General features: G+C 63.6%; 23 protein-coding genes. 12 read left to right on the forward strand and 11 right to left on the reverse strand.

The features are described 5' to 3' along the window. Positions 1-53: 53 nt before the first annotated feature. From ftsX to ftsY, 3 genes are read right to left on the reverse strand one after another with little or no spacing between them, the layout of a single operon-like run. Positions 54-1,076: a permease-like cell division protein FtsX gene (gene ftsX, locus DWF74_RS13880; RefSeq protein WP_102862090.1), complete on the reverse strand. Its 1,023-nt coding sequence runs from the start codon at positions 1,074-1,076 to the stop codon at positions 54-56. Continuing rightward, positions 1,073-1,744, reverse strand: a complete 672-nt coding sequence (ftsE, locus tag DWF74_RS13885) for a cell division ATP-binding protein FtsE (RefSeq protein ID WP_016967614.1) — start codon at positions 1,742-1,744, stop codon at positions 1,073-1,075. The genes ftsX and ftsE overlap by 4 nt, the downstream gene beginning before the upstream one ends. Next, positions 1,741-3,270: a signal recognition particle-docking protein FtsY gene (gene ftsY, locus DWF74_RS13890; RefSeq protein WP_115581146.1), complete on the reverse strand. Its 1,530-nt coding sequence runs from the start codon at positions 3,268-3,270 to the stop codon at positions 1,741-1,743. Before ftsY ends, ftsE begins: the two co-directional genes overlap by 4 nt. Positions 3,271-3,625: 355 nt before the next feature. Here ftsY and DWF74_RS13895 point away from each other — a divergent pair, with 355 nt between their 5' ends. From DWF74_RS13895 to DWF74_RS13915, 5 genes are all read left to right on the forward strand, one after another. Beyond that, positions 3,626-4,981 carry a M16 family metallopeptidase gene (locus DWF74_RS13895; protein ID WP_115581147.1) on the forward strand — a complete coding sequence of 452 codons (1,356 nt, stop codon included), beginning with the start codon at positions 3,626-3,628 and terminating at the stop codon, positions 4,979-4,981. Next, on the forward strand, positions 4,974-6,464 hold the full coding sequence (locus tag DWF74_RS13900; protein WP_102862093.1) for a M16 family metallopeptidase: 1,491 nt from the start codon (positions 4,974-4,976) through the stop codon (positions 6,462-6,464). Before DWF74_RS13895 ends, DWF74_RS13900 begins: the two co-directional genes overlap by 8 nt. After that, positions 6,464-7,084, forward strand: coding sequence for a 16S rRNA (guanine(966)-N(2))-methyltransferase RsmD (gene rsmD / locus DWF74_RS13905; RefSeq protein ID WP_102862094.1), 621 nt, complete (start codon positions 6,464-6,466; stop codon positions 7,082-7,084). Before DWF74_RS13900 ends, rsmD begins: the two co-directional genes overlap by 1 nt. Before the next feature lie 74 nt (positions 7,085-7,158). Beyond that, positions 7,159-8,160: a hydrolase gene (locus DWF74_RS13910; protein ID WP_115581148.1), complete on the forward strand. Its 1,002-nt coding sequence runs from the start codon at positions 7,159-7,161 to the stop codon at positions 8,158-8,160. Next, positions 8,153-8,983, forward strand: a complete 831-nt coding sequence (locus DWF74_RS13915) for an AraC family transcriptional regulator (protein ID WP_102862096.1) — start codon at positions 8,153-8,155, stop codon at positions 8,981-8,983. Before DWF74_RS13910 ends, DWF74_RS13915 begins: the two co-directional genes overlap by 8 nt. An 88-nt stretch (positions 8,984-9,071) precedes the next feature. On the opposite strand, the gene DWF74_RS13920 is transcribed toward DWF74_RS13915, so the two are convergent. Further along, the gene (locus DWF74_RS13920; protein WP_102862097.1) at positions 9,072-9,926 is read right to left on the reverse strand and encodes a sulfurtransferase; all 855 of its coding nucleotides are present in this window, start codon (positions 9,924-9,926) and stop codon (positions 9,072-9,074) included. 33 nt (positions 9,927-9,959) lie between these two features. Further along, the gene (locus DWF74_RS13925; protein ID WP_102862098.1) at positions 9,960-10,631 is read right to left on the reverse strand and encodes a TetR/AcrR family transcriptional regulator; all 672 of its coding nucleotides are present in this window, start codon (positions 10,629-10,631) and stop codon (positions 9,960-9,962) included. A gap of 145 nt (positions 10,632-10,776) precedes the next feature. Between DWF74_RS13925 and DWF74_RS13930 the strand changes: the two genes are divergently transcribed. The 5 genes from DWF74_RS13930 (at position 10,777) to DWF74_RS13950 (ending at position 15,531) form a co-directional block, all read left to right on the forward strand. Then, complete coding sequence (locus DWF74_RS13930) at positions 10,777-12,207, forward strand: coniferyl aldehyde dehydrogenase (protein ID WP_102862099.1); 1,431 nt, start codon at positions 10,777-10,779, stop codon at positions 12,205-12,207. A 27-nt stretch (positions 12,208-12,234) separates the two neighbouring features. Next, positions 12,235-12,780, forward strand: coding sequence for a twin-arginine translocation pathway signal protein (locus DWF74_RS13935; protein ID WP_102862100.1), 546 nt, complete (start codon positions 12,235-12,237; stop codon positions 12,778-12,780). 175 nt (positions 12,781-12,955) lie between these two features. After that, complete coding sequence (locus DWF74_RS13940; RefSeq protein WP_115581149.1) at positions 12,956-14,551, forward strand: GMC family oxidoreductase; 1,596 nt, start codon at positions 12,956-12,958, stop codon at positions 14,549-14,551. Positions 14,552-14,666: 115 nt separating this feature from the next. Then, complete coding sequence (coaD, locus tag DWF74_RS13945) at positions 14,667-15,146, forward strand: pantetheine-phosphate adenylyltransferase (RefSeq protein WP_003195136.1); 480 nt, start codon at positions 14,667-14,669, stop codon at positions 15,144-15,146. 133 nt (positions 15,147-15,279) lie between these two features. After that, positions 15,280-15,531 carry a YfhL family 4Fe-4S dicluster ferredoxin gene (locus DWF74_RS13950; RefSeq protein ID WP_011064042.1) on the forward strand — a complete coding sequence of 84 codons (252 nt, stop codon included), beginning with the start codon at positions 15,280-15,282 and terminating at the stop codon, positions 15,529-15,531. Positions 15,532-15,615: 84 nt separating this feature from the next. On the opposite strand, the gene mutM is transcribed toward DWF74_RS13950, so the two are convergent. Continuing rightward, positions 15,616-16,428 carry a bifunctional DNA-formamidopyrimidine glycosylase/DNA-(apurinic or apyrimidinic site) lyase gene (mutM, locus tag DWF74_RS13955; RefSeq protein ID WP_102862102.1) on the reverse strand — a complete coding sequence of 271 codons (813 nt, stop codon included), beginning with the start codon at positions 16,426-16,428 and terminating at the stop codon, positions 15,616-15,618. 33 nt (positions 16,429-16,461) lie between these two features. Next, complete coding sequence (locus tag DWF74_RS13960) at positions 16,462-17,274, reverse strand: HDOD domain-containing protein (RefSeq protein ID WP_162884160.1); 813 nt, start codon at positions 17,272-17,274, stop codon at positions 16,462-16,464. Between the two features lie 214 nt (positions 17,275-17,488). Here DWF74_RS13960 and DWF74_RS13965 point away from each other — a divergent pair, with 214 nt between their 5' ends. Then, positions 17,489-18,685: a class I SAM-dependent rRNA methyltransferase gene (locus tag DWF74_RS13965; RefSeq protein WP_102862104.1), complete on the forward strand. Its 1,197-nt coding sequence runs from the start codon at positions 17,489-17,491 to the stop codon at positions 18,683-18,685. A 212-nt stretch (positions 18,686-18,897) separates the two neighbouring features. Here DWF74_RS13965 and DWF74_RS13970 read toward each other — a convergent pair whose 3' ends face one another. Continuing rightward, entirely contained in the window at positions 18,898-19,464 is a 567-nt protein-coding gene (locus DWF74_RS13970; RefSeq protein ID WP_115581150.1) for a hypothetical protein, read from the reverse strand. A gap of 313 nt (positions 19,465-19,777) precedes the next feature. On the opposite strand from DWF74_RS13970, the gene ilvD reads away from it, so the two are divergent. Further along, complete coding sequence (gene ilvD / locus DWF74_RS13975) at positions 19,778-21,619, forward strand: dihydroxy-acid dehydratase (RefSeq protein ID WP_102862106.1); 1,842 nt, start codon at positions 19,778-19,780, stop codon at positions 21,617-21,619. Positions 21,620-21,767: 148 nt separating this feature from the next. Here ilvD and DWF74_RS13980 read toward each other — a convergent pair whose 3' ends face one another. The 3 genes from DWF74_RS13980 to DWF74_RS13990 are packed head-to-tail and all read right to left on the reverse strand — an operon-like array spanning position 21,768 to position 25,531. Then, positions 21,768-22,991 carry an SGNH/GDSL hydrolase family protein gene (locus DWF74_RS13980; protein ID WP_115581151.1) on the reverse strand — a complete coding sequence of 408 codons (1,224 nt, stop codon included), beginning with the start codon at positions 22,989-22,991 and terminating at the stop codon, positions 21,768-21,770. Position 22,992: 1 nt separating this feature from the next. After that, positions 22,993-24,144, reverse strand: a complete 1,152-nt coding sequence (locus DWF74_RS13985; RefSeq protein ID WP_115581152.1) for an SGNH/GDSL hydrolase family protein — start codon at positions 24,142-24,144, stop codon at positions 22,993-22,995. Further along, on the reverse strand, positions 24,131-25,531 hold the full coding sequence (locus tag DWF74_RS13990; RefSeq protein ID WP_240322051.1) for an MBOAT family O-acyltransferase: 1,401 nt from the start codon (positions 25,529-25,531) through the stop codon (positions 24,131-24,133). Before DWF74_RS13990 ends, DWF74_RS13985 begins: the two co-directional genes overlap by 14 nt. Positions 25,532-25,623 lie beyond the last annotated feature (92 nt).

A 25,623-nucleotide genomic window follows, 5' to 3' on the forward strand; every position in this document is an offset into this window, starting at 1 on the left:
ACCGCGAAACAAGTTCCCAAATATTCTGAAAGGTCAATACAAGCAAAATGACATTACTTCGGTGCCAGCTCCCTCAGGTGGCGGGCCACCGCAATCCACGCACCGATATAACCCAACAGCACCGCACCAAGCAAGAGCGATAGACCATCAGCAACCGGCACCCCTGCCAGGGCAAAATCACTGCCGTACAAGCCGGCCAAGCCGATCACCGCGTCGTTCAGCCAGTTCAGGCCAAACGCCAATACGCCCCAGGACAGAATCCCCGCACCGAAGCCATACAACGCGCCCATATAAAGGAAGGGACGGCGCACATAGCTGTCTGTGCCGCCGACGAGTTTAATCACTTCTATCTCTGTGCGGCGGTTTTCAATATGAAGACGAATGGTATTGCCTATCACCAAAAGTAATGCAGAAACCAGCAACACCGTCAGGCCGAAGACAAAACGGTCCCCCAGCTTGAGGATGGCCGCCAGCCGCTCGACCCATACCAGGTCCAACTGCGCCAGTTGCACCTTGGGCATTTCCGACAACCGCTGACGCAAGGCCTCCAGGGTCGCCTTGTCCACTTCGCTCGGCGTGACCAGCACTACGCCCGGCAGCGGATTGTGGGGCAGCTCGCGCAAAGCCTCACCCAGGCCGGACTGCTGCTGGAATTCTTCCAGCGCCTTTTCCTTACTGATGAACTCGGCATCCGCCACACCGGGCAGGCCCTTGATCTCTTCGCCAAGCTTCTCACCTTCGCTGGCTGAAGCCCCCAGATCCAGGTACAGCGAAATCTGCGCTGCCCGCTGCCAGGAACCGCCCAGGCGCTCGACGTTGCTGAGCAGCAACGACAGGCCCATGGGCAAGCTCAGGGCCACAGCCATCACCAGGCAGGTAAAGAAACTGCCGATGGGCTGCTTGCCCAGGCGCCGCAGGCTGTCCAGCAAGCTGGCGCGATGGCTTTCGATCCAGGCATGCAACAGGGTGGCGAAATCCGGACCGTCGTCCTCGTCGCGTTTTTTCTTCGGTGGCGGTGCTTCGGAGGCCTTGGGCGCTACGCGCTCCGCCACTTTAGGAGTACGTGTGGCACTCATACGCCGGCCTCCCCGTCACCAATCAATCGGCCGCGCTGCAGGGTCAGCATGCGGTGACGCATGCGCGCGATCAGCGCCAGGTCGTGACTGGCGATCAGTACGCTGGTGCCCAGGCGGTTGATGTCTTCGAACACGCCCATGATTTCCGCCGCAAGACGCGGGTCGAGGTTACCGGTGGGTTCGTCCGCCAGCAGTAGAGCCGGGCGATGGACGATGGCCCGAGCAATACCTACGCGCTGTTGCTGACCGGTGGACAGATCACCTGGGTAAAGATCGGTTTTGTCCGACAAGGCCACGCGTTCCAGGGCCGAATCCACGCGCTTGGCGATTTCCGCCTTGGACAGACCGAGGATCTGCAACGGCAGAGCGACGTTGTTGAACACCGTGCGATCGAACAGTAACTGGTGATTCTGGAACACCACGCCGATCTGCCGCCGCAGGAAAGGGATCTGTGCATTGCTGATCTGACCCAGGTCCTGACCCGCCAGCAGCAATTTGCCGGAGGTAGGGCGTTCCATGGCCAGCAGCAGGCGCAGCAAGGTGCTTTTGCCGGCGCCGGAATGGCCGGTGACAAACAGGAATTCGCCACGACGGACGCGAAAGCTCAGCTCATGCAGGCCAACGTGGCCATTGGGATAGCGCTTACCGACCTGTTCGAAACGAATCATGAACGCTCCCGCTCGGCAAACAGTGCCTGGACAAAGGGTTCTGCTTCAAAAGTACGCAAGTCATCGATGCCTTCACCGACCCCGATATAACGGATCGGCAGACCGAATTGCTTGGCCAGGGCGAAGATCACCCCGCCTTTGGCCGTGCCATCGAGTTTGGTCAGGGCCAGGCCGGTCAATTCCACGGTCTGGTTGAACTGTTTGGCCTGGTTGATGGCGTTCTGGCCGGTACCGGCGTCCAGCACCAGCAGCACCTCGTGCGGCGCATCGGCGTCGAGCTTGCCGATCACCCGGCGGACCTTCTTCAGCTCTTCCATCAGGTTGTCTTTGGTGTGCAGGCGCCCCGCCGTGTCGGCGATCAGCACATCGATACCACGAGCCTTGGCCGCCTGCACGGCGTCGAAGATCACCGAAGCGGAATCGGCTCCGGTGTGCTGGGCGATGACCGGGATCTTGTTGCGCTCGCCCCAGACTTGCAGTTGCTCCACCGCCGCGGCGCGGAAGGTGTCGCCGGCCGCCAGCATGACTTTCTTGCCTTCCAGCTGCAGTTTCTTCGCCAGCTTGCCGATGGTGGTGGTCTTGCCGGCGCCGTTGACGCCCACCACCAGGATCACGAAGGGTTTGTTCTGGGCGACGATTTTCAGCGGCTGCTCCACCGGCTTGAGCATGCTGGTGAGTTCGGCCTGCAACGAGGCGTACAGCGCATCGGAGTCGGTGAGTTGCTTGCGCGCCACCTTCTGGGTCAGGTTCTGGATGATCACCGAAGTCGCTTCGACCCCGACGTCGGCGGTCAGCAGACGGGTTTCCAGGTCTTCCAGCAACTCGTCATCGATGGCCTTCTTGCCCAGGAACAGGCTGGCCATGCCTTCGCCAATGCTGGCGCTGGTCTTGGACAGGCCCTGCTTCAAGCGGGCGAAGAAACCGACCTTGTTCTCTTCAACAGGACGGACCGGCTCGACCACGGGCTCGGGCTCCGCCACCTGGGCAACCGGCTCGGCAACAGGAGCAGGAGCAGGAGCAGGAGCAGGAGCAGGAGCAGGAGCAGGAGCAACAGGCTCCGGCGCGACGAATACCGGCGCTACCGGCGTTTGCACTTCGAGCACCGGAGCCGGGGTGACAACCGGCGCTTCGACCACCGGTTCAGATGCTGGGGTCAGGGCTGGAATCGGCGGAGTGACGTGCTCCGCCTGAGCGTCCTCCACCAGGGCCACCGGCTCTTCCGCTACCGGTAGAGTCAGCCAGGGCTTGTGCTCCGGGCTCGGAGTCAGGGGCAACTCGGGCGCAACGGCCGCTACCGGCTCGGCCTCGCCCCGGGGTTGCAGCACCGGCTCGCCGGTCGACAGCACAACCGGCTCACTCGGGGCAACGCCGGGAGCGGTTTCAATAACTGGAGCCGGCACCGGCTCGACAGGCACTTGCGGCTGTTCGACGACGGGTTCCTGCGGCTTTTTGCGCAGCCATCCGAACAGGCCTTTCTTCTCGCCAGCCGCGGCTGGGGTCTTTTTGTCGTCGTTGGAACCAAACATGGAGACGGCTATCTCAAGGTAGCGATGCGCCAGTGGGCGCTTCGGTAAATAAATATTCGATGCAGAACAGACTGTGTTTCATCCAGCTTGTTCACGCGCAACATGTTGTCGAAATGCCCAAAAGCACTTCAAGGATCGATTTTACTTAAGGACTGGAACGGCAAAATCGGCGAAAAGTCGAAGTTTAGCTGACAAATCAAGGCTTTTTGCCGGTAACTCATACAACCTGCTCAAGCACACTCTGATTCGTGCAAGCCTGATAGGCGTGGCCGCCAGTAAAACGGATCAGTATCCTAGCACCTCCTCGCCCGCACAGGCTAAGACCAAGCGGGCAGCCCAACAGGTTTAAAAACGAATGAATGCTCTAGCCCGCCGCGCTGCAGGCCTGCTGCTCAGCACAGTTTGTCTGCCCCTTGCAGCCCTGGCTGCCGACCCGCAACCCACCCACGAATTCACCCTCGACAACGGCCTCAAAGTGGTGGTCCGCGAAGACCATCGCGCACCGGTAGTGGTGTCGCAGGTCTGGTACAAGGTCGGCTCCAGCTACGAAACCCCGGGCCAGACCGGTTTGTCCCACGCCCTGGAACACATGATGTTCAAGGGCAGCGAGAAGGTCGGCCCGGGTGAAGCGTCCCTGATCCTGCGGGATCTTGGCGCCGAAGAGAACGCCTTCACCAGCGACGACTTCACCGCTTATTACCAGGTCCTGGCCCGCGACCGCCTGAGCGTAGCCCTGGAGCTGGAAGCCGACCGCATGGCCAGCCTGCGCCTGCCGGCCGACGAGTTCGCCCGCGAGATCGAAGTGATCAAGGAAGAACGCCGCCTGCGCACCGACGACAAGCCGCTGTCCAAGGCCTACGAGCGCTTCAAGGCCATGGCCTACCCCGCCAGCGGCTACCACACGCCGACCATCGGCTGGATGGCCGACCTGAACCGGATGAAGGTCGAGGAACTGCGCCACTGGTACCAATCCTGGTACGCGCCGAACAACGCCACCCTGGTGGTGGTGGGCGATGTCACCCCGGATGAGGTCAAGGCTCTGGCCCAACGCTATTTCGGCGCCATCCCCAAGCGCGACGTGCCACCGGCGAAGATCCCCCTGGAGCTGGCCGAACCCGGCGAGCGCCTGATCACCCTGCATGTGAAGACCCAACTGCCGAGTCTGATGCTGGCCTTCAACGTGCCCAGCATCGCCACAGCTGAAGACAAGCGTTCGGTCAACGCCCTGCGCCTGGCCGCGGCCCTGCTGGACGGCGGCTACAGCGCGCGCATTCCGACCCAGCTGGAGCGCGGCGAAGAGTTGCTGTCCAACGGCTCCACCAGCTATGACGCCTACACCCGAGGCGACAGCCTGTTCATGCTCTCGGCCACCCCCAACAGCCAGAAGAAGAAAACCATCGCCCAGGCCGAAGCCGGGCTGTGGCGCCTGCTGGACCAACTGAAAACCACCCCGCCGTCGGCCGCAGAGTTGGAGCGGGTCCGGGCACAAGTGATTGCCGGGCTGGTCTACGAGCGTGACTCGATCACCAGCCAGGCCAGCGCCATCGGCCAGCTGGAAACCGTCGGCCTGTCCTGGAAGCTGATGGACACCGAGCTGGCGGAACTGCAAAGCGTGACCCCGGAAGACATCCAGAAAGCCGCCCGCACCTATTTCACTCGGGAGCGTATGAGCGTGGCCCATGTACTGCCTGAGGAGTCCGCTCATGAGTAAGCGCAAGAATGCTTCACCGGTCCTGCTGGGCCTGGCCCTGGTCGCCCTGCTTACCGCCGGTGGCCTGTACCTGTCGCGCTCCGGCGAGAGCAATGCCAGCCAGGCCCTGGACAACGCCAAGAGCAGCCAGAAGCTGCAATCTCTGGCCGAGCTGGATGGCAAGGCCCCCAGCCATCGCAACCTCAATGTGCAGACCTGGAACACTGCCGAAGGCGCCAAGGTGCTGTTCGTCGAAGCCCGTGAGCTGCCGATGTTCGACATGCGCCTGATCTTCGCCGCCGGCAGCAGCCAGGACGGCAACACTTCCGGCCTGGCCCTGCTGACCAACGCCATGCTCAACGAAGGCGTGCCCGGCAAGGATGTGGGCGCCATCGCCCAGGGCTTTGAAAGCCTGGGCGCGGATATCGGCAACGGTGCCTACAAGGACATGGCCGTGGTCTCGCTGCGCAGCCTCAGCGCTGTGGATAAACGCGAACCGGCGCTTGAGCTGTTCGCCGAAGTGGTGGGCAAGCCGACCTTCCCTGCCGACTCCCTGGCGCGGATCAAGAACCAGTTGCTCGCCGGCTTCGAGTACCAGAAGCAGAACCCCGGCAAGCTGGCCAGCCTGGAGCTGATGCAGCGCCTGTACGGCAGCCATCCCTATGCGCATGCCAGCGAAGGCAATGCCAAGAGCGTTCCGACTATCACCCAGGCGCAACTGCAGGCCTTCCACGCCAAGGCCTATACCGCCGGCAACGTGGTGATCGCTCTGGTCGGCGATCTGTCCCGCAGCGACGCCGAGGCAATTGCCGCGCAAGTCTCCGCCGCCCTGCCCAAAGGCCCGGCCCTGGCGAAGGTCGAGCAACCCACTGAGCCCAAGGCCAGCATCGGCCACATCGAATTCCCGTCGAGCCAGACCAACCTGCTGCTGGCGCAACTGGGGATCGACCGTGACGATCCGGATTACGCCGCCGTGTCCCTGGGCAACCAGATCCTCGGCGGTGGCGGCTTCGGCACCCGGCTGATGAGTGAAGTGCGCGAGAAACGCGGCCTGACTTACGGCGTGTACTCGGGCTTCACCCCGATGCAGGCCCGCGGGCCGTTCATGATCAACCTGCAGACCCGCGCAGAAATGAGCGAAGGCACCCTGAAACTGGTGCAGGACGTGTTCGCCGATTACCTGAAAAACGGCCCGACCCAGAAGGAACTGGATGACGCCAAGCGCGAACTGGCCGGCAGCTTCCCGCTGTCCACCGCCAGCAACGCCGATATCGTCGGCCAGCTGGGCGCCATGGGCTTCTACAACCTGCCGTTGAGCTACCTGGAAGACTTCATGCGTCAATCCCAGGCACTGACGGTGGAACAGGTCAAGGCCGCCATGAACAAACACCTCGGCGTCGACAAGATGGTCATCGTCAGCGCCGGCCCCACCGTCGCGCAGAAGCCGTTGCCGCCCCCCACTGACAAACCCGCCGAGCAGCCGCTCGGGGTTCCGGAGCACTGATGGCCCGTCCAGCCCGTCCCAGCAAGAAGCCCGTCCACAACCAGCACAATGGCGTGGGCCAGCTGCGCATCATCGGCGGCGAGTGGCGCAGCCGTAAGCTGAGCTTCCCCGATCTGCCGGGGCTGCGCCCGACCCCGGACCGGGTGCGCGAAACCCTGTTCAACTGGCTGGCCCCCTATGTGGCCGGGGCCAAGGTCATCGACCTGTTCGCCGGCAGCGGTGCGGTGTTCCTTGAAGCCCTGTCCCGCGGCGCCGCCTCGGGGCTGGCCCTGGACAGCAGCAACGTAGCGGTCTCCAGCCTGCGCGAGCACCTGGGAACGCTGCGTTGCACTGTGGGCCAGGCGCAGACCGCTGACGCCCTGCGCTACCTGGAAACCCAGCCGGCCACGCCGTTCGACCTGGCGTTTCTGGACCCGCCGTTCAACCAGAACCTGCTGCCCGCCGCCTGCGCCCTGCTGGAGGAACGCGGCTGGTTGGCGGACGACGCCTGGATCTACACCGAAAGCGAAACCGCGCCATCGACCCTGGGTCTGCCCGGCAGTTGGCGCCTGCACCGTGAACAAAAATCCGGGCAGGTGTATTACTCCTTGTGGCAACGTATGGCAGACAGCGCCGCGTAGAACCTGTTTACGCTCGGCCGGAACAAGCTGCGCAGCCCACCCGGGCTGCGCAGCGCCGCATCGAGACTCACCCCGTGCCCAACTCGCCTGATCGTTTCATCCCCGCCTTCGGCCTTGGCAACCCGCACCTGCAGACGCTGTGGGGTCCGCTGTGGCGCCCAACCACCCACCTTGAGCGCCAGCGCGAACGTCTGTGGCTGGATGACGGCGACTTTCTCGATCTGGACTGGCACGGCCCCCATAGCGCCGAGGCCCCGCTGGTGCTGGTGCTGCATGGGCTGACCGGTTCTTCCAATTCACCTTATGTGGCCGGCCTGCAACAGGCCCTCGCCACCCGAGGCTGGGCCAGCGCAGCGCTGAACTGGCGCGGCTGCTCCGGCGAACCCAACCTGCTGCCCCGCAGCTACCACTCCGGCGCCAGCGAAGACCTGGCTTCAGCCATTGCCCATCTGCGGGCCAAGCGCCCCCAGGCACCGCTGTACGCGGTGGGCTACTCCCTGGGAGGCAATGTACTGCTCAAGTACCTGGGGGAAAGCGGCAGCGCCAGTCCGCTGCAAGGGGCTACGGCGGTGTCGGTGCCGTTTCGCCTGGACCAGTGCGCCGACCGCATTGGCCAGGGGTTCTCCAAGGTCTATCAGGCCCACTTCATGCGCGAGATGCTGGCCTACATCAAGGACAAGCAACGCCAGTTCCAGCACGACGGTCGCCATGAAGGCCTGGCGACCCTGGCGCAACTGGGCCCGCTGACCAAGATGCGCACCTTCTGGGACTTCGATGGCCGGGTCACCGCGCCGCTGCATGGCTTTGCCGATGCCCAGGACTACTACCGCCGCGCTTCCAGCCGCTATTACCTCGGGGAAATCCGTACCCCGACCCTGATCATCCAGGCCGCGGACGATCCCTTTGTGTTCCCCCACAGCCTGCCCGAGGCCGGCGAACTGTCCGCCAGTACCCAGTTCGAACTGCAGGCCAAGGGCGGCCACGTGGGCTTTGTCGGAGGCAGCCTGAAACACCCGAGCTACTACCTGGAACAACGCATCCCACAATGGCTGACCGGCCTGGACCGCCATGGATAAGCCCGCCCGGGAGTCGATCCGCTTCTGGCAGACCGCGCCCCTGGCCGGGGTCGAGTTGCTGGCCGCGCGTTATATCGAACAGCGCTTCGTGCCCCATGTGCACGAGGGTTATGTGATCGGCATGATCATGGCTGGCGCTCAGCGCTACCGCTACCGCGGGGCCGAACACCTGGCGGGCAGCGGCACCCTGGTGCTGATCAACCCGGACGAATTGCACACCGGGGCCAAGGGTGTTGAAGACGGCTGGCTGTATCGGGCCTTTTACCCGGACAACCGGCAGATTCTCGGCTTGCTGGATGAACTGGAACTACCCAGCGGCAGCCTGCCGGCCTTTGGCGCCACCCTGTATCGAGACCCGGATCTGGTGCAGGGCTTTGCCCGCCTGCACCACCTGCTGGAAAGCCCGGCCACCGCCCTGCAACAACAGACCCAGTGGCGTGAAATGCTGCTGATGCTGTTGCAGCGCCACGCCGGCGTCCGGGCACCGGGTGAACCTGGGCAGGAACACCGGGCGATTGTCCAAGCCAAGGAACTGCTGCGCTCGCAACTGGCCGCGCCGCCGTCATTGGAAGAGTTGGCGGCGGCGGTAAACCTGTCGCCGTTTCATTTCGCCCGGGTGTTTCGCCGGACCACCGGGATTGCACCCCATACCTGGTTGATGCAACAGCGCATCGCCAAAGCCCGGGCCTTGTTGCGTGATGGCTGCCTGCCGCTGGCAGTGGCGACACAGTTGGGATTTGCCGACCAAAGCCATCTGAGCCGGCAGTTCAAACAGGTGTATGGGGTGACGCCGGCGGCTTATCGCAGCGCCGCTCTGAAGTAGGGCGGCGCGGCTTTCGCGAGCAGGTTCGCGGGGGCCTGCGGGCCGCAGGAGCTGGCTTGCCAGCGAAGAGGCCGACGGGGGCAGCCCGTCAATCGCCGGTGGCGACAGGCCGCTGGGCATCGGTGATCCATTCGCTCCACGAACCGGCATACAGGCGCCCCAGCGGGTAGCCGGCCAGGCACAAGGCGAACAGGTTGTGGCAAGCGGTGACGCCAGAGCCGCAGTAAGCCACCAACTGCTCCGGGGAGCGTCCGGCGAGCTTTTGCGCGAATCGCTGCTTGAGTCGGTCGGCCGCAAGGAAGCGCCCGTCCTCGCCCAGGTTGTCGGTGAATGCCGCGCATTGGGCACCGGGAATATGCCCGGCCACCGGATCGATGGGCTCCACCTCACCACGAAAACGCGGCAGGCCACGGGCATCCAGCAGGGTCAGGTCCGCCTGGCCCAGGCGCTGGCGCAAGTGCTCGGCATCCAGTAGCAGACTGTGGTCGGGCTGGCCGGCGAACCGGCCCGGCACGGTTTGCGGTGCATCCAGGCTCAGGGGCAGGCCCGCGGCGTGCCAGGCTTTGAGGCCGCCATCGAGAATGAACACGCCATCACGCTTGCCCAACCAGGCCAGCAACCACCAGGCGCGGGCAGCGTAGGCACCGGGGCCGTCGTCATAGAGCACGATCTCGCTGTCGTTATCGATGCCCCAGGCCTGCAGGCGGGCCACCAGTTGCGCCGGTTCCGGCAACGGATGCCGGCCGGTCACGCCCTTGATCACCGGCGCGCTCAGATCCCGGTTCAGATCGGCGAAATGGGCCCCGGCGATATGCCCGTCGGCGTAACTGCGCTGGCCGTAATCCGGGTCTTCCAGAGCAAAGCGACAATCCAGAATCACCAGGCCGGGCTGTTGTTTTTTCTGGTCCAGGGCAAGCGGGCTGATCAACTGCGCGAGGGGCATAGCGGGCTCCTGTGAGTAAGTCGGAGATTGATCCTACTGCACTTCTTCCAGGGCTTGGGCCAGCGGCACGTAAAACTCTTCGAACAGGCCGTTGACCGCTTCCCGGGCCTGCTCGGTGACAAAACCGGCTTCCAGCACCAGCACCTGATAGACGCCGCGCTTGATGGCTTCCTCGCTCAGGTGGGTGGAGTTCTCCCGGGTGGTGCACAGAAAACGCACCCAGGAAGTAAGGATGATCCAGGCATTGAGGGTCAGGGATTCGATCTGCACCTTGTCCATGGCGACGATCCCGGCCTCGACGAAACGTCCGTAGATGGCCATGCCCTGGATCAGGCAGCGCTGGGAGAAGCGCCGGTAGCGAGCCGCCAGTTCGGCGTCGCTGTCCAGCAGGTGCTCCAGGTCGCGGTGCAGGAAGCGATAGCGCCACATGGCCGCCAGCAGCGCCTGCAGGTAATAGCGCTTGTCTTCGACGGTAACCGCACGCCCGGGGGGCGGGCGCAGGAAGCTGTCCACCAGACTCTCGTACTCGGCGAACAACACGGCGATGATCGCCTGCTTGTTGGGGAAGTGGTAGTACAGGTTGCCCGGAGAAATCTCCATGTGCGCAGCAATATGGTTGGTACTGACGTTGCGCTCGCCCTGTTGGTTAAACAGCTCAAGACTGAACTGAACGATGCGCTCGCGGGTTTTTATACGTGGGGCCATGGGCGTGGGCTTTAATCAGAAGGCTGGGGTGCATCTTACGTTCTATCCCCCTGTGGATAAATCGCGACCGGCACCGGATGGTATTTGACAATTTAGAGCATAAGCTCTAAAAAACTAGCCACCCTATAAAAACCGGAGCCCGTCCATGTCTGCCGAAATCGCTTACCTGCAGGATTCCCTTCAGCAACAGGACGAGCTGCATGCGCTGTTCGAAGCCCAGCGCCGGGCCTTCGCCGCCAATCCCATGCCACCGGCCGCACAACGCCAACAATGGCTCAAATCACTGCAGAACCTGCTCGACACCGAACGCCAGGCGCTGATCGATGCCATCAGCCAGGACTTCAGCAACCGCAGCGCCGATGAAACCCTGCTGGCCGAGCTGATGCCCAGCCTGCATGGCATTCACTACGCCAGCAAGCACCTGAAAAAATGGATGAAGCCGTCTCGTCGCGCCGTCGGCCTGGCCTTCCAGCCAGCCTCGGCCAAGGTGGTTTATCAGCCGCTGGGGGTGGTGGGCGTCATCGTGCCGTGGAACTACCCGCTGTACCTGTGCATGGGCCCGTTGGTGGGGGCCCTGGCCGCCGGCAACCGAGTGATGCTCAAGCTCAGTGAATCCACCCCGGCCACCGGCCAGTTGCTCAAACAGTTGCTGGCCCGGGTGTTCCCCGAGGATCTGGTGTGCGTGGTGCTGGGCGAAGCCGAAGTGGGCATGGCGTTCTCCAAGCTGCGTTTCGATCATCTGCTGTTCACCGGCGCCACCAGCATCGGCAAGCATGTGATGCGCGCCGCCGCGGAAAACCTGACCCCGGTGACCCTGGAGCTGGGCGGCAAGTCCCCGGCCATCGTGTCCCACACCGTGCCCCTCAAGGACGCCGCCGAACGTATCGCCTTCGGCAAGACCCTGAACGCCGGGCAGACCTGCGTCGCCCCGGACTACGTGCTGGTGCCGGAAGAACGCATCGGTGCCTTTGTCGAAGCCTATCGCCAGGTGGTGCGTGGTTTCTTCCCGACCCTGGCGGACAACCCCGACTACACCGCGATCATCAACCAGCGCCAGTTGACCCGGCTCAACGGCTACCTGAGCGACGCCACCAGCAAGGGCGCGCTGTTGGTGCCGCTGTTCGAACAGAGCCAGGAGCGGCGCCTGGGCCATAGCCTGCTCTTGAATGTCACCGACGACATGACCGTGATGCAGGACGAGATCTTCGGTCCGATCCTGCCCATCGTGCCCTACAAGACCCTGGACCAGGCCCTCGCCTATATCACCCAGCGTCCGCGCCCCCTGGCCCTGTACTACTTCGGCTACGACAAGTCCGAACAGCAGCGGGTGCTCAACGAAACCCACTCCGGCGGCGTGTGCCTCAACGACACCCTGCTGCATGTGGCCCAGGATGACCTGCCGTTTGGTGGTGTCGGCCCTTCCGGCATGGGCCACTACCACGGGCATGAAGGCTTCCTGACCTTCAGCAAGGCCAAGGGAGTGTTCATCAAGCAGCGCTTCAACGCGGCGCGCCTGATCTACCCACCTTATGGAAAATCGATCCAGAAACTCATCCAGAAGCTGTTCATTCGTTAACCAGTACATCGCCGGGTAATAACAACAATGACCCCTAGCCTGTCTGAAACACCCGCGCTGTCACGGCGCGGATTGCTGAAAATCAGCCTTTGCGCCAGCGCCTTCCTGGCCACCGCGGGACTGGGCGCAAGCCTCAGCGGTTGCTCTGCCAGCACGCCCGCCAGCGGCTTCGCCATGCTGCGCAGCAATGACCTGCCGTTTTTGCGGGCGCTGATCCCGGTGATGCTTGAAGGCGCCGTGGCGGCGGACAAGATGCCCGCCGCCATCGACGGCACCCTGGCCAACCTGGACAACGCCCTCAATCACCTATCGCCGGAAATGTTCAAGCTCACCCAGCAGTTGTTCGATGTGCTGGGCATGGCGGTCACCCGCGGCCCGCTGACGGGGATCTGGGGCAGCTGGGAAAACGCCAGCGCCGAGGCCATCCGCAACTTCCTCAGCCGCTGGGAAAACAGCTTCCTGGCCCTGCTGCGCATGGGCCATGCCTCGTTGCTGCAACTGGTGATGATGGCCTGGTACACCCGCCCTGAGTCCTGGGCCCATTGCGGTTATCCCGGGCCACCGAAGGTCTGACCGGCCTTTGTAGTCGCTGCCACAGGCTGCGCACGAGCGCTTAGGTTCGTGGGGCGATGGGGCAGCGGCTGGGGATCGTCAAGCAAGGCCCTGCGGGCCTTTTCGCAGCTTCGCAGGCTCAGCAGCGGCTACAGTGGATCCGCGCCGAGCCTTCAATAATAAGAGAGCGTCCGATATGCCTGTACCTGATCTGTTCCGCGAAGGCCTGAACCGTGGCTGGAAAACCTACAACGGCTCGCAGCTGGAGCAGGACCTGACCCTGGAAGCCGATGTCGCCATCATCGGCAGCGGCGCCGGTGGCGGCACCACCGCCGAAATCCTCAGCGCCGCCGGCTACAAGGTGCTGCTGATCGAGGAAGGCCCGCTCAAAACCAGCGACGACTTCAAGATGCTGGAGGACCAGGCCTACACCAGCCTCTATCAGGAAGGCATCGGGCGCATGAGCAAGGACGGCGCCATCACCATCCTCCAGGGCCGCGCCGTGGGCGGCACCACCCTGATCAACTGGACATCGAGCTTCCGCACTCCCGACCCGACCCTGGAACACTGGGCCAGGGAACACGGGGTGGTGGGCCACAGCTCGGCGGAGATGGCGCCCTGGTTCGAGAAAATGGAGCAGCGCCTGGGGGTGGCGCCCTGGGTCATGCCGCCCAACGCCAACAACGACGTGATCCGCAAGGGCTGCGAAGCCCTGGGCTACAGCTGGCACGTGATTCCGCGCAACGTCCGTGGCTGCTGGAACCTGGGCTATTGCGGCCTGGGCTGCCCCACCAATGCCAAGCAATCGATGCTGGTGACCACCATTCCGGCAACCCTGGAGAAAGGCGGTGAGCTGCTGTACCTGGCCCGGGCCGAACGCCTGTTGATCAAGGATGACAAGGTCAGCGGCCTGCAATGCCAGGCCATGGACGCCCGCTGCGTCGCCCCCACCGGGCGCACCATCACGGTCAAGGCCAGGCACTACGTGCTGGCTGGTGGCGGCATCAACAGCCCCGCCCTGCTGCTGCGCTCCGATGCCCCGGACCCGCATTCGCGCCTGGGCAAACGCACCTTCCTGCACCTGGTGAACTTCTCCGCCGGCCAGTTCGACGAGGTGATCAACCCGTTCTACGGCGCGCCGCAATCGATCTACTCCGACCATTTCCAGTGGCAGGACGGCACCACCGGCAAGATGTCCTACAAACTTGAAGTGCCACCCCTGCAACCGGCCCTGGCCAGCACCCTGCTAGGTGGTTTCGGGCCGCAGAGCGGGTTGTCCATGGAGCAACTGCCCCACACCCACGCCATGCTGGCCCTGCTGCGGGACGGCTTCCACCCCGACAGCACCGGCGGCAACGTCGAGCTGCGCGGTGACGGCACCCCGGTGCTCGACTATCAGGTCTCGCCCTACGCCTGGGACGGCCTGCGCCGGGCCTTCCACAGCATGGCGGAGATCCAGTTCGCCGGCGGCGCCAAGGCGGTCAAGCCGCTGCACAGCGACGCCCGCTTCGCCAAGACCCTGAATGAAGTCCGCACCCAGATCGACGGCCTGGACCTGGCGCTGTACCGCACCCGCCTGGGCAGCGCCCACGTGATGGGTGGCTGCGCCATGGGCGAAGACCCGAAAAACGCCGTGGCCGACAGCCTCGGGCGCCACCATCAACTGCGCAATCTGTCGATCCACGACGGCTCGCTGTTTCCCACCAGCATCGGTGCCAACCCGCAGCTGTCGGTCTACGGCCTGACCGCGCAATTGGCCACAGCCCTGGCGGAGCGCTTGAAAACGGCGTGAAAAAGCGGGGTATTTTCGTCGTCTATAGTGCTTTCTTCCCTAAAAGGCGACTTGGCCGACCGGGAAGGCTGCGATACCATCCGACTCCCCAACGGATTCCCGCCAGGACGACGCGATGAACCGAGTGTTGTACCCAGGTACCTTCGACCCTATTACCAAGGGCCACGGCGATCTGGTCGAGCGCGCCTCCCGGCTGTTCGACCACGTGATCATCGCCGTTGCCGCCAGCCCCAAGAAAAACCCGCTGTTCCCCCTGGAACAACGCGTGGAACTGGCGCAAGAGGTGACCAAGCACCTGCCCAACGTTGAAGTCGTCGGCTTCTCCACCCTGCTGGCGCACTTTGCCAAGGAGCAGAACGCCAATGTCTTTCTGCGGGGCCTGCGAGCAGTTTCGGACTTTGAATACGAGTTCCAGCTGGCCAACATGAACCGCCAACTGGCGCCGGACGTGGAAAGCCTGTTCCTGACGCCGTCGGAGCGCTACTCGTTCATTTCCTCGACGCTGGTTCGTGAAATTGCTGCCCTGGGTGGCGATATCACCAAGTTCGTCCATCCGGCCGTCGCCGATGCACTGACCCTGCGCTTCAAGAAATAAGCCGTGCGGCCCCGCAGAGGGCCCTTGCCAGGCGTCAGCCATCGCGCCCGCGTGCACTGCGGGCGTCAATACGGCACAATTGCGCGCATTCGTTTTTACATGCCCGGGCCTGCCGCCCAGGCCGGAGTCCCCCATGTCCCTGATCATCACCGACGATTGCATCAACTGCGACGTCTGCGAACCCGAGTGCCCCAACGCGGCCATCTCCCAAGGCGAGGAGATCTACGTCATCGATCCGAACCTGTGCACCCAGTGCGTCGGCCACTACGACGAGCCGCAATGCCAACAGGTATGCCCGGTGGATTGCATTCCGCTGGACGAGGCGCGTCCGGAAACCGAAGAAGAGTTGATGGCCAAGTACCGGAAGATCACCGGCAAGGCTTGAGGAATTCAGCGGCCCTTCAGGGCATTTTCGCCGGCAATCCTGCTCCTACGGCGTTCGTAGGAGCCGGCTTGCCGGCGCAGCTTCTCAGCGCTGGCAACGTGGGCAATAGACGCTGGCCCGCTGGCCCAGCTTGATCTCCCGCAGCCCCGTGCCGCAGACCTTGCAGTGCTCCCCGCCACGTCCGTAGACGAACAGCTCCTGCTGGAAGTACCCAGGCTGGCCGTCGCCGCCGATAAAGTCGCGCAAGGTGGTGCCGCCCCGCTCGATGGCCGCCGCCAGGATGCGCTTGATCTCGATCGCCAGTTGCAGATAGCGGGCCCGGGAAATGCCCTTGGCTTCACGACGTGGATCGATGCCTGCGGCGAACAGTGCCTCGGTCGCATAGATATTGCCCACCCCCACTACCACCGCGTTGTCCATGATGAACGGTTTGACCGCCATGGAGCGTCCCCGGGATAACTGGAACAGGCGCTCACCATCGAACAGGTCGGTCAGCGGCTCCGGCCCCAGGCGCGCCAGCAGCTCGTGGTTCAGCGGGTCCAGGCTCCAGAGCATGGCGCCAAACCGGCGCGGGTCGGTGTAGCGCAGGGCCAGGCCCGACTCCAGTTCGATATCCACATGTTCGTGCTTGGCCGCCGGCAGGCCGATTTCCACCAGGCGCAGATTGCCCGACATGCCCAGATGACTGATGAGGGTGCCGACCTCGGCATTGATCAGCAGGTACTTGGCCCGACGATCCACCTGGACGATGCGCTGCCCGGACAGGCGCACATCCAGATCCTCGGGGATCGGCCAGCGCAAACGCCGGTCACGGACGATGACCCGACTGACCTTCTGGCCTTCCAGGTGCGGTGCGATCCCGCGCCGGGTGGTTTCGACTTCAGGTAATTCAGGCATGTCCGCCCCTGGCACTCATTGCGAAATGAACGATCAGTGTGCGCCCAGCTCGCGCACGGTTTCCTTGAGGTTCTCGAAGTCGTAATCCGACAGACCGACGTAGTCGAGAATCAGATGGCCAATGCTGTTCCACTCGTGATCTTCCACCTGGTTGCCCAGCACCCGGTAGGACGCGCAGATGTGCTCGGCCATTTTCAGGATCGCCAGCAGGTTCTTCAGCTGGCTGTTGCGCGAGGACTCGTCGCTGAAGATCGCCAGGGCGTTGTGGTGATTGGCGATGGCATTGGTCACATGCTCCGGCAAGCGCCAGGACTTGGCGGTGTAGTACCCCACCACCGCGTGGTTGGTGTTGAAGGCACGGTTTTCCGTGTCCACCACCCGCTGCTCCGGCCCGGCACTGCCATAGGCTTCTTCCAGCACGCTCATGTAGTCGGGGAAACGCTTGAGCATCAGCGGCACGCCGCAGTCGTGGAACAGCCCCAGGGCATAGGCTTCATCCACCGCCTGGGAGCCGGTGCGCTTGGCCAGGGTCAGGCAGGTCATGGCCACATCCTGGGCGGTGTCCCAGAAGCGGTTGAGGGTGACGATGGTTTCATCGCTCATCTCGCCCTTGATCGACTGCGCGTTGATCAGGTTGATGATCGAGCGGCTGCCCAAGAGATTCACCGCACGCTGGATCGAGGCGATCTTGTTGCTCAAGCCGTAATACGGCGAATTGACGATCTTCAGCAGCGCGCCGGACAGGCCCGGGTCCTGGGATATCAGCTTGGCAATCACTTCCAGGTCGGGGTCGGGCATGTACTGCTCCATCTGCAAATCCACCATGATTTGCGGTTGAGGCGGCACGCTGATGCCTTGCAGGGCCTGCTGAATCTGTTCGGCTGATAGCTCTTGGGACATAAGTACACACTCTGGCTGAGGCGGCGATTCTAACCTCTAACGAGCCAATGTTGGGCGAACGGACAGGAACTTTACCCTGCGCCTTTAGCCGCAGGTCCATTGGCCGTCGCTGAAGTTGCGCAGCAAGGTATAATCGCGCCCTTTTTTCCGGAGCGACGTCATGTCCCTGCCAAGCCTGCGCCTCAAAGCCAACGCCGATCGCCGCCTGCGCGCCGGCCACCTGTGGGTCTACAGCAACGAAATCGATGTAGCCGCCACCCCTCTGCACGGCTTCAAGGCAGGCGACCAGGCGGTACTGGAAGCCGCCGGCGGCAAGCCCCTGGGCGTCGTCGCCATGAGCCCGAACAACCTGATCTGCGCCCGCCTGCTGTCCCGGGACGCCAAGCTGGCCCTGGACAAGTCGCTGCTGGTGCACCGCCTGAACGTGGCCCTGTCCCTGCGCGAGCGCCTGTTCGACAAGCCGTTCTACCGCCTGGTCTACGGCGACTCCGACCTGCTGCCGGGCCTGGTGGTCGACCGTTTTGGCGACATCCTGGTGGTACAGATCGCCTCGGCGACCATGGAAACCCACAAGGACGACGTGATTGCCGCCCTGACCCAGGTGCTCAAGCCCAGCGGCATCCTGTTCAAGAACGATTCCGCCGCCCGTGACGCCGAAGGCCTGAACCGCTACGTCGAAACCGTGTTCGGCCTGGTGCCGGAGTGGGTTGCCCTGGAAGAGAACGGCGTCAAGTTCGAAGCCCCGGTGATCCAGGGCCAGAAAACCGGCTGGTTCTACGACCACCGCATGAACCGCGCCCGCCTGGCGCCGTACGCCAAGGGCAAGCGCGTGCTGGACCTGTACAGCTACATCGGCGGCTGGGGTGTGCAAGCCGCGGCGTTCGGCGCCAGTGAAGTGTTCTGCGTCGATGCCTCAGCCTTCGCCCTCGATGGCGTGGAGCGCAACGCCGCGCTGAACGGTTTCGCCGAAAAAATGACCTGCATCGAAGGCGACGTCTTCGAAGCCCTGAAAGAACTGAAAGCCAGTGAAGAGCGCTTCGACGTGATCGTTGCCGACCCACCCGCCTTCATCAAGCGCAAGAAAGACCTGAAGAATGGCGAAGGCGCCTACCGCCGCCTGAACGAGCAAGCCATGCGCCTGCTCAACAAGGACGGCATCCTGGTCAGCGCCTCGTGCTCGATGCACCTGCCCGAGGACGACCTGCAGAACATTCTGCTGACCAGTGCCCGTCACTTGGACCGCAATATCCAACTGCTGGAACGCGGCGGCCAGGGCCCGGATCATCCGGTGCACCCAGCCATCCCGGAAACCCGCTACATCAAGAGCATCACCTGCCGCCTGCTGCCTAACAGCTGAGCCCGGGCCGACGGCCATTCCTGCCCAGCGCGGGAATGGCCACCGCCCTCGATTGACTTTGCACGACCATGGTTCGACTCTCGGCACCGTCTCAAGGACCGAGAGCGCCACACCATGGGCCACTCCCCCGCGACCACGAAAAAGACCTCGGTAGTCATTCTGCTGCTGAGCGCTGCCGCCCAGGGCCTGAACAGCCCGATCAACCGTCGTTATCAGGACGCTTGCGTCTGAAGATCGCGCAGACGACACAGATCCCTGAGATACAGCAGGAAGGAAAACGCCAAGGGCGGGCCAGTGAAGTAGCGCAAGGACAAAAACCCGCTCTTGAAGGGGTCCAGATGGTGCTCGCGGGTCCAGAAATCGAACAACGCCTGCACCAGCCACGCAGCGCAAAGAGCCACCAGCATCCAGGCTCCGTCACCCAACAGCCGTCGTTTAAAACCGTCACGTCCCGGCAGCCAGGTGGCGCTGAGCAGCGTCATCAGCAGCAGGAACGCCACCACGCTGTAGATCACCCCGCGGGTAAAGGGCAACTCACTGCAGGCCTGCACCACGACCGCCGCCGCAAAGGCCAGCAACAGTGCGGCCTTCCAGGTGCGCCACTGGCGCCGCTGCCCGGCCAGCAGTTGCACGAAGCCGCCGCCCGTCAGCAGGGCCGCGCCCACCACGGCCATGGTGCTGCCGGGCCAGTCGCTATAGAGCACCAGCCACATCAGCATCAGCCCTTGCAGCAGGCCCGTGCCGAGGTAGAACCTCAGGGATCGCATGTTCGCGGACATTCCAGCTCCATTGGAAGGTGATCGAGGGGCGGCGAGTCTAAACCAGGAGCGGCCAGACGGGCAGCCTCCCTCTCAGATCCTGGCAATCGCACGCCACAGAGCGGCCACGGCATTCCTTCCTGACGCCAGCGGTGTAGAATCGGCGAATTCATCGCCAGTCATCCCCCGGCGGGTTTATGAGCTCAGGCTGAGGCGCGCGGCGATCCCGCGGCGTCATCGGCAGCTTTCGGACACACGGCCATTTCTGAGTGTTCCCAAGGTCAATAGAAGCTCACTCCCCATTTGTTCCCTGATTAGCCGCCCGGAGTGCTCCATGCCTGATTACCGCTCGAAAACATCCACCCACGGCCGCAACATGGCCGGTGCTCGCGCCCTGTGGCGCGCCACGGGGATGAAAGATGCCGACTTCAAGAAGCCGATCATCGCCATTGCCAACTCCTTCACCCAGTTCGTCCCGGGGCACGTGCACCTGAAGGACCTGGGTCAGCTGGTGGCCCGCGAGATCGAACGCGCCGGTGGCGTGGCCAAGGAATTCAACACCATCGCCGTGGACGACGGCATCGCCATGGGCCACGACGGCATGCTGTATTCCCTGCCGAGCCGCGAGATCATCGCCGACTCCGTGGAATACATGGTCAACGCCCACTGCGCCGACGCCATCGTCTGCATCTCCAACTGCGACAAGATCACCCCCGGCATGCTGATGGCCGCCCTGCGCCTGAACATCCCGGTGATCTTCGTCTCCGGCGGCCCGATGGAAGCCGGCAAGACCAAGCTCGCCAGCCACGGCCTGGACCTGGTGGACGCCATGGTCATCGCCGCCGACTCCAGCGCTTCTGACGAGAAGGTTGCCGAGTACGAGCGCAGCGCCTGCCCGACCTGCGGTTCGTGCTCCGGCATGTTCACCGCCAACTCCATGAACTGCCTGACCGAAGCCCTGGGGCTGGCCCTGCCGGGCAACGGTTCGACCCTGGCCACCCACAGCGACCGCGAAGAGCTGTTCCTGCGGGCCGGGCGCACCATCGTCGAGCTGTGCCAGCGTTACTACGGCGACAACGACGAGTCGGTGCTGCCGCGCAACATCGCCAACTTCAAGGCGTTCGAGAACGCCATGACCCTGGATATCGCCATGGGCGGTTCCACCAACACCATCCTGCACCTGCTGGCCGCCGCCCAGGAAGCCGAGATCGACTTCGACCTGCGCGACATCGATCGCCTCTCGCGCCACGTGCCACAGCTGTGCAAAGTGGCGCCGAACATCCAGAAGTACCACATGGAAGACGTGCACCGCGCCGGCGGCATCTTCAGCATCCTCGGCGAACTGGCCCGTGGCGGGCTGCTGCACACCGACCTGCCCACCGTGCACAGCAAGACCCTGGCCGAGGGCATCGCCCAGTGGGACATCACCCAGACCAGCGACGAAGCCGTGCACCACTTCTTCAAGGCCGGCCCGGCGGGCATCCCGACCCAGACCGCGTTCAGCCAGTCGACCCGTTGGGACAGCCTGGACGACGACCGTGAAAACGGCTGCATCCGCAGTGTCGAGCATGCCTACTCGAAAGAAGGTGGCCTGGCCGTGCTCTACGGCAACATTGCCCTGGACGGCTGCGTGGTGAAGACCGCCGGTGTCGACGAGTCGATCCACGTGTTCGAAGGCAACGCCAAGATCTTCGAAAGCCAGGACAGCGCCGTGCGCGGCATCCTCGCCGACGAAGTGAAAGAAGGCGACATCGTGATCATCCGTTACGAGGGTCCGAAAGGCGGCCCGGGCATGCAGGAAATGCTCTATCCGACCTCCTACCTGAAGTCCAAGGGTCTGGGCAAAGCCTGCGCCCTGCTCACCGACGGCCGCTTCTCCGGCGGCACTTCAGGCCTGTCCATCGGCCACGCCTCGCCAGAAGCGGCGGCCGGCGGCGCCATCGGCCTGGTGCAGGACGGCGACAAGGTACTGATCGACATTCCCAACCGTTCGATCAACCTGTTGGTCAGCGATGAGGAACTGGCGGCGCGCCGCGTCGAACAGGACAAGAAAGGCTGGAAGCCCGTGGAAGCTCGCCCACGCAAAGTGACCACCGCGCTGAAGGCTTACGCCCTGCTGGCCACCAGCGCCGACAAGGGCGCGGTACGCAACAAGGCCATGCTCGACGGCCTGTGATCGTCGCCCGCAAATGAAAATGCCCCGCCAAGTGCGGGGCATTTTTTTGGCCTTGCATCGCCCTTGCGGACGCCTTCGCTGGCAAGCCAGCTCCCACAGCAGCATTCGAGGTGCTGGCGCCGCCACCGTAGGAGCCGGTTCCGGGTTCTCAGGGCATGCGTTCGCCCAACTGCCCACGCAGGAAGCGGTACAGGCCATCGGCGCTCTTGCGGTAGCCGTCGGCGGTCAGATGCACCAGGTCGTTACGCGCCAGGTCGCTGCCCTGCCATTTGCTGATGGAGCAATCCCCGCCCATGAACGCCTGCCAGTCCCAGAACAGGGTGCGACTGCTCTTCGCCACATCCTTCTGGATCTGCACGATCTGCCGCAGCGGTTGCGGTTGGGAAGCCGCGCAGCTGCCAGCATTGCGGCGCTTGATGGAGTCCGGCGGCCCCACCAGCAGGATCACGGCCTTGGGCAGGTTCTTGCGCAGCAGCCTGACCTTTTCCTGCAACTGGCTGCGGTACAGCTGCAGATCCAGATCGTCATCGAAGGCTTCGTTGGTGCCATAGGCCAGCACCACCATGTCCGGGCGCAGGGCCTTGAGGGTTTCCAGCCAGCCGGGCTGCCACTTGTCCAGCACATCCAGGCGCGCGCCATTGATGCCCAGGGAGGAGTAGCTCACCCCGGCGCTCTTCTGCCCGAGGATGTTCCAGCCGCCCAGAGCCAGGCCCTGGTTGTTGGCCACGTTGAAGTCCAGCGGCAGGGTCAGGTTGTTGAACGGCGGGCTGAAGCGCCACTGGCCCCCGGTGGCGGCCAGCATGCGGCTGCTTTTGTTGAGGTTGTCCCGAGCAGTCAGGGTGTTGTTGCTGGACGCCTGGTACAGCGCGGAAATCCGGTACTGCTGGTTGCTCGGCTGGCGCTCGGCGATATGCACCCGAGCCCCCGGGGTCATCGGTAGCGACAGGTAACCGCCCAGGGGAAACTGGTTGCTCTGCTGGTTGCGCGCCGATACCAGGGACCACTGGCGCTTGGCAGCCCCGAGGATCACCCGTTCATAGCGGGTGCCGGGCACCGGTGTGGCCGCCACGAAACCAATACCGCCATCGCCGTACTGCGCTTGCAACAGGCGGCGCATCTCGCCGCTGAACAGGTCGGCGGCGGTATGGGAGTCACCCAGTTGCACGATGCTGATGGGGGTGCGGTTGGAGGTGCTGAACTTGCGCGCCAGCAGTGCCAGGTTCGGGTCGGTGCCGGTGGTCACGACTTTCTTGGTTCCGCTCCCGGACCGGGCCAGGGCCGAGGCCGGAGTGGCCTGGACCTCGGTGGTCGGGCTGCAACTGCTCAGCAAGGTAATGCCCAGCAACAGCGCAATGCCTTGCAGTCGCCCCATATCAGTGCTCCGTCAATTGTTGACTGGGAAAGTTGATCAGCGAGATCACACGCTCAGCGATCAGCTTCTGCCCAGTGGTGGTGAAATGAATACCGTCGTCGACCCGGGTCTTGACCTTCTTGCCATCGCCGGTGGTGCGGTAATAGGAAAACTCGTCGTTCTGGTAGCCGAGAATCTCGTTGGCCGAGACGAAATGCTGCTGATAGCGCTCGATCTGGCTCTTGTACAGGTCGCTCAGGTAAGCCATGGCCGTAGACAGCTTGGGCTTCTCCATGTTCGGCGGACCGACCCAGATCACTTGCACATTGTGGGCCTGGGCGGTGTCGAGGATCGAATCGATGCGCTGGCGATAGGCTGCTTCCCAGTCCGGGGTCTTGAAGCGCAGGAACGGTTTGCCCTTGACCACCGGCATGTCCCACGGATCGTTGGGACCGAGGAAGATCACCATCAGGCGGATGTTGGGGTTGCTGGCCAAGGTGCTCTCAACGGTCTTGGGCCAGTTGAAGAAGCTCGGGTAGGCAAGGCCAGTGCTCTGCTTGCTGAGGTTCAGGCTCTTGACGTTGTAGCGTTTGCGCAAGGTGTTGGCCATGTGCGGCGCCACGCCCTGCATCAAGGAGTCACCGACGAAGAACACCTCATCCCCCGTGGCCAGGCTGGCCATCAGCGGCGCCGTGCGTCCCGGCTCCACCTGAGGCGGATGGCTGACCACAGGAGCCACGGCCACTGGCTGCGGATGCACCGGGGCCGGGACAGGAGCCTGGGTGGCCGTATGGGTCGGTGCCGCGTGCGCAGCACTCAGCGGCGGGTGCTCGGGCGCCGGTGCCGCCGCGACCTTCGGCAACGGCGCAGGCTCTTCGTCCGCGGCTGCTTCAGCCTGGGCCACCAGGCTCAGGTCGGCGGTTGCGGCAAAGCTGCCGACAAAGGCCACCCGGGCATTTTCCAGGGCCTGGTTGAGCTGCGCGCCAAAGCGCCACTGCGGGTTCTGCGACAGCCCCGGGATCTCGCAGTCATCGTGGTACTTCTGCTGGCAGTAGAGACGGATCGACTGCTGGTTGAACCACACCAGTAACAGGCTGGTCACCACCAGGGCATAGAACACCTTGGCTGCGCTGCCGAGGCTGACCGATAAGGGCGAACGGTTAGAAACTGGCATAGATGAACCCCGGCACGCCCGACGGTGAGGCGAAGATGACTACGCAGATGAACAGCCCCAGCGGCACTGGATACAACAGCCATGGCAAGCCGGTGGCAGCGGCGAACAGGCGCTGCAGCAGCGCCACGATCCGTGGGTAGAAGGCGACGAACAACAAGCAGCCCAACAGGCTCAAGGCGCTGCTGGCCAGCCCGCTGAAGGACAGGCCGCCCAGGCCACTGAGCATGTCCATGGCGTCGGACAAGGTCGCGCAGCGGAAGAAGATCCAGGCAAAAGCCACGTAGTGGAAGGTCAGCAGGCGAGCCATCAGATCCGAACCGATCCAGCTCGGCCCCCGGGCCAGCAACGGGCTGCACAGTTTGTACAGCGCCAGGCCAACGCCGTGCAGCGCGCCCCAGATAATGAAGTTGGCGCTGGCGCCGTGCCACAGGCCGGAGATCAGCATCGCCAGCAGCATGTTCAGGTTGCCGCGCCACACCGGGCCACGGTTGCCCCCCAGGGGGATGTACACGTAGTCACGGATGAAGGTCGACAGGCTGATGTGCCAGCGCCCCCAGAACTCCTTGAGGTTGCGCGCCGCATAGGGGTAGTTGAAGTTCAACGGCAGACGGAAGCCCAGCAACAGGGCGATACCGGTCACCAGATCGGTGTAGCCGCTGAAGTTGAAGTAGATCAGGAACGAATAACCGTACACCGCCCGCAGGATCTGCTCGGCCGAGAAGGCCACCGGGCTGTCGAACACCGGGTCGACCCATTCATTGGCCAGCCACGAGCTGAGGAAGAACAGTTTGACCACCGCCACGGCGATCAGGCCCAGGGCCCGCTGCGGCTCCAGCACCTGACGCAACTGCGGCGGGTTGATCTGTTCCAGCATGGGGATCGCCCGGTTCACCGGACCGGCAATCAGGCTGGGGAAAAACGCCAGGTACAGCGCCAGGTCGAAGGGCGAACCCGGCGTCAGCTCTCGACGGTTGATCGACACCAGGTAGCTGACCGAGTGGAAGGCATAGAACGACAGCCCCACCGGCAACAGCACCTCCAGCAGCGGCAACGACACTTCCATACCGAACTGGGCGAAGGCGTTCTGCACCGTGCTGGTGAAGAAATCCTGGTACTTGAACAGGTAAAAGGCCCCGAGCACCAGCAGCAACATCAGGCCATTGACCCAGCCCCGCCCGGGGTAACGCTGGCTCAACAGGCCGAGCAGATACACCAGGGCCGTATAGCCCAGCAGGATGTAGAGGAAGTTCAGGCTGAAGCTGGCGAGGATCGCGTAGCTGGCGGCCAGTAGCAGGCCGTTCTGCAGGCGCAGGCTGAAGCCCAACCCCCAATAAAGAATGAAGAACAGGATGAAACAGAGGCCGAATTCGATCGAGAGATAGCTCACAACGTAGTCCATTACGTGCAGACGGGGACAAACCCGGCACAGGGAGAGCAGGCAGGAGGAGTGGAAACGGGCGCGATTATGGCAGAGGGGGT

This window comes from Pseudomonas protegens, assembly GCF_003363755.1.
Lineage (GTDB): Bacteria > Pseudomonadota > Gammaproteobacteria > Pseudomonadales > Pseudomonadaceae > Aquipseudomonas > Aquipseudomonas danubii.

What these genes read in the sequence shown, in the direction of transcription:
- ftsX (WP_102862090.1), bottom strand. Translation starts at nt 1,076, where the DNA reads ATGAGTGCCACACGTACTCCTAAAGTGGCGGAGCGCGTAGCGCCCAAG.
- ftsE (WP_016967614.1), bottom strand. Translation starts at nt 1,744, where the DNA reads ATGATTCGTTTCGAACAGGTCGGTAAGCGCTATCCCAATGGCCACGTT.
- ftsY (WP_115581146.1), bottom strand. Translation starts at nt 3,270, where the DNA reads ATGTTTGGTTCCAACGACGACAAAAAGACCCCAGCCGCGGCTGGCGAG.
- DWF74_RS13895 (WP_115581147.1), top strand. Translation starts at nt 3,626, where the DNA reads ATGAATGCTCTAGCCCGCCGCGCTGCAGGCCTGCTGCTCAGCACAGTT.
- DWF74_RS13900 (WP_102862093.1), top strand. Translation starts at nt 4,974, where the DNA reads ATGAGTAAGCGCAAGAATGCTTCACCGGTCCTGCTGGGCCTGGCCCTG.
- rsmD (WP_102862094.1), top strand. Translation starts at nt 6,464, where the DNA reads ATGGCCCGTCCAGCCCGTCCCAGCAAGAAGCCCGTCCACAACCAGCAC.
- DWF74_RS13915 (WP_102862096.1), top strand. Translation starts at nt 8,153, where the DNA reads ATGGATAAGCCCGCCCGGGAGTCGATCCGCTTCTGGCAGACCGCGCCC.
- DWF74_RS13920 (WP_102862097.1), bottom strand. Translation starts at nt 9,926, where the DNA reads ATGCCCCTCGCGCAGTTGATCAGCCCGCTTGCCCTGGACCAGAAAAAA.
- DWF74_RS13925 (WP_102862098.1), bottom strand. Translation starts at nt 10,631, where the DNA reads ATGGCCCCACGTATAAAAACCCGCGAGCGCATCGTTCAGTTCAGTCTT.
- DWF74_RS13930 (WP_102862099.1), top strand. Translation starts at nt 10,777, where the DNA reads ATGTCTGCCGAAATCGCTTACCTGCAGGATTCCCTTCAGCAACAGGAC.
- DWF74_RS13935 (WP_102862100.1), top strand. Translation starts at nt 12,235, where the DNA reads ATGACCCCTAGCCTGTCTGAAACACCCGCGCTGTCACGGCGCGGATTG.
- DWF74_RS13940 (WP_115581149.1), top strand. Translation starts at nt 12,956, where the DNA reads ATGCCTGTACCTGATCTGTTCCGCGAAGGCCTGAACCGTGGCTGGAAA.
- coaD (WP_003195136.1), top strand. Translation starts at nt 14,667, where the DNA reads ATGAACCGAGTGTTGTACCCAGGTACCTTCGACCCTATTACCAAGGGC.
- DWF74_RS13950 (WP_011064042.1), top strand. Translation starts at nt 15,280, where the DNA reads ATGTCCCTGATCATCACCGACGATTGCATCAACTGCGACGTCTGCGAA.
- mutM (WP_102862102.1), bottom strand. Translation starts at nt 16,428, where the DNA reads ATGCCTGAATTACCTGAAGTCGAAACCACCCGGCGCGGGATCGCACCG.
- DWF74_RS13965 (WP_102862104.1), top strand. Translation starts at nt 17,489, where the DNA reads ATGTCCCTGCCAAGCCTGCGCCTCAAAGCCAACGCCGATCGCCGCCTG.
- DWF74_RS13970 (WP_115581150.1), bottom strand. Translation starts at nt 19,464, where the DNA reads ATGTCCGCGAACATGCGATCCCTGAGGTTCTACCTCGGCACGGGCCTG.
- ilvD (WP_102862106.1), top strand. Translation starts at nt 19,778, where the DNA reads ATGCCTGATTACCGCTCGAAAACATCCACCCACGGCCGCAACATGGCC.
- DWF74_RS13980 (WP_115581151.1), bottom strand. Translation starts at nt 22,991, where the DNA reads ATGGGGCGACTGCAAGGCATTGCGCTGTTGCTGGGCATTACCTTGCTG.
- DWF74_RS13985 (WP_115581152.1), bottom strand. Translation starts at nt 24,144, where the DNA reads ATGCCAGTTTCTAACCGTTCGCCCTTATCGGTCAGCCTCGGCAGCGCA.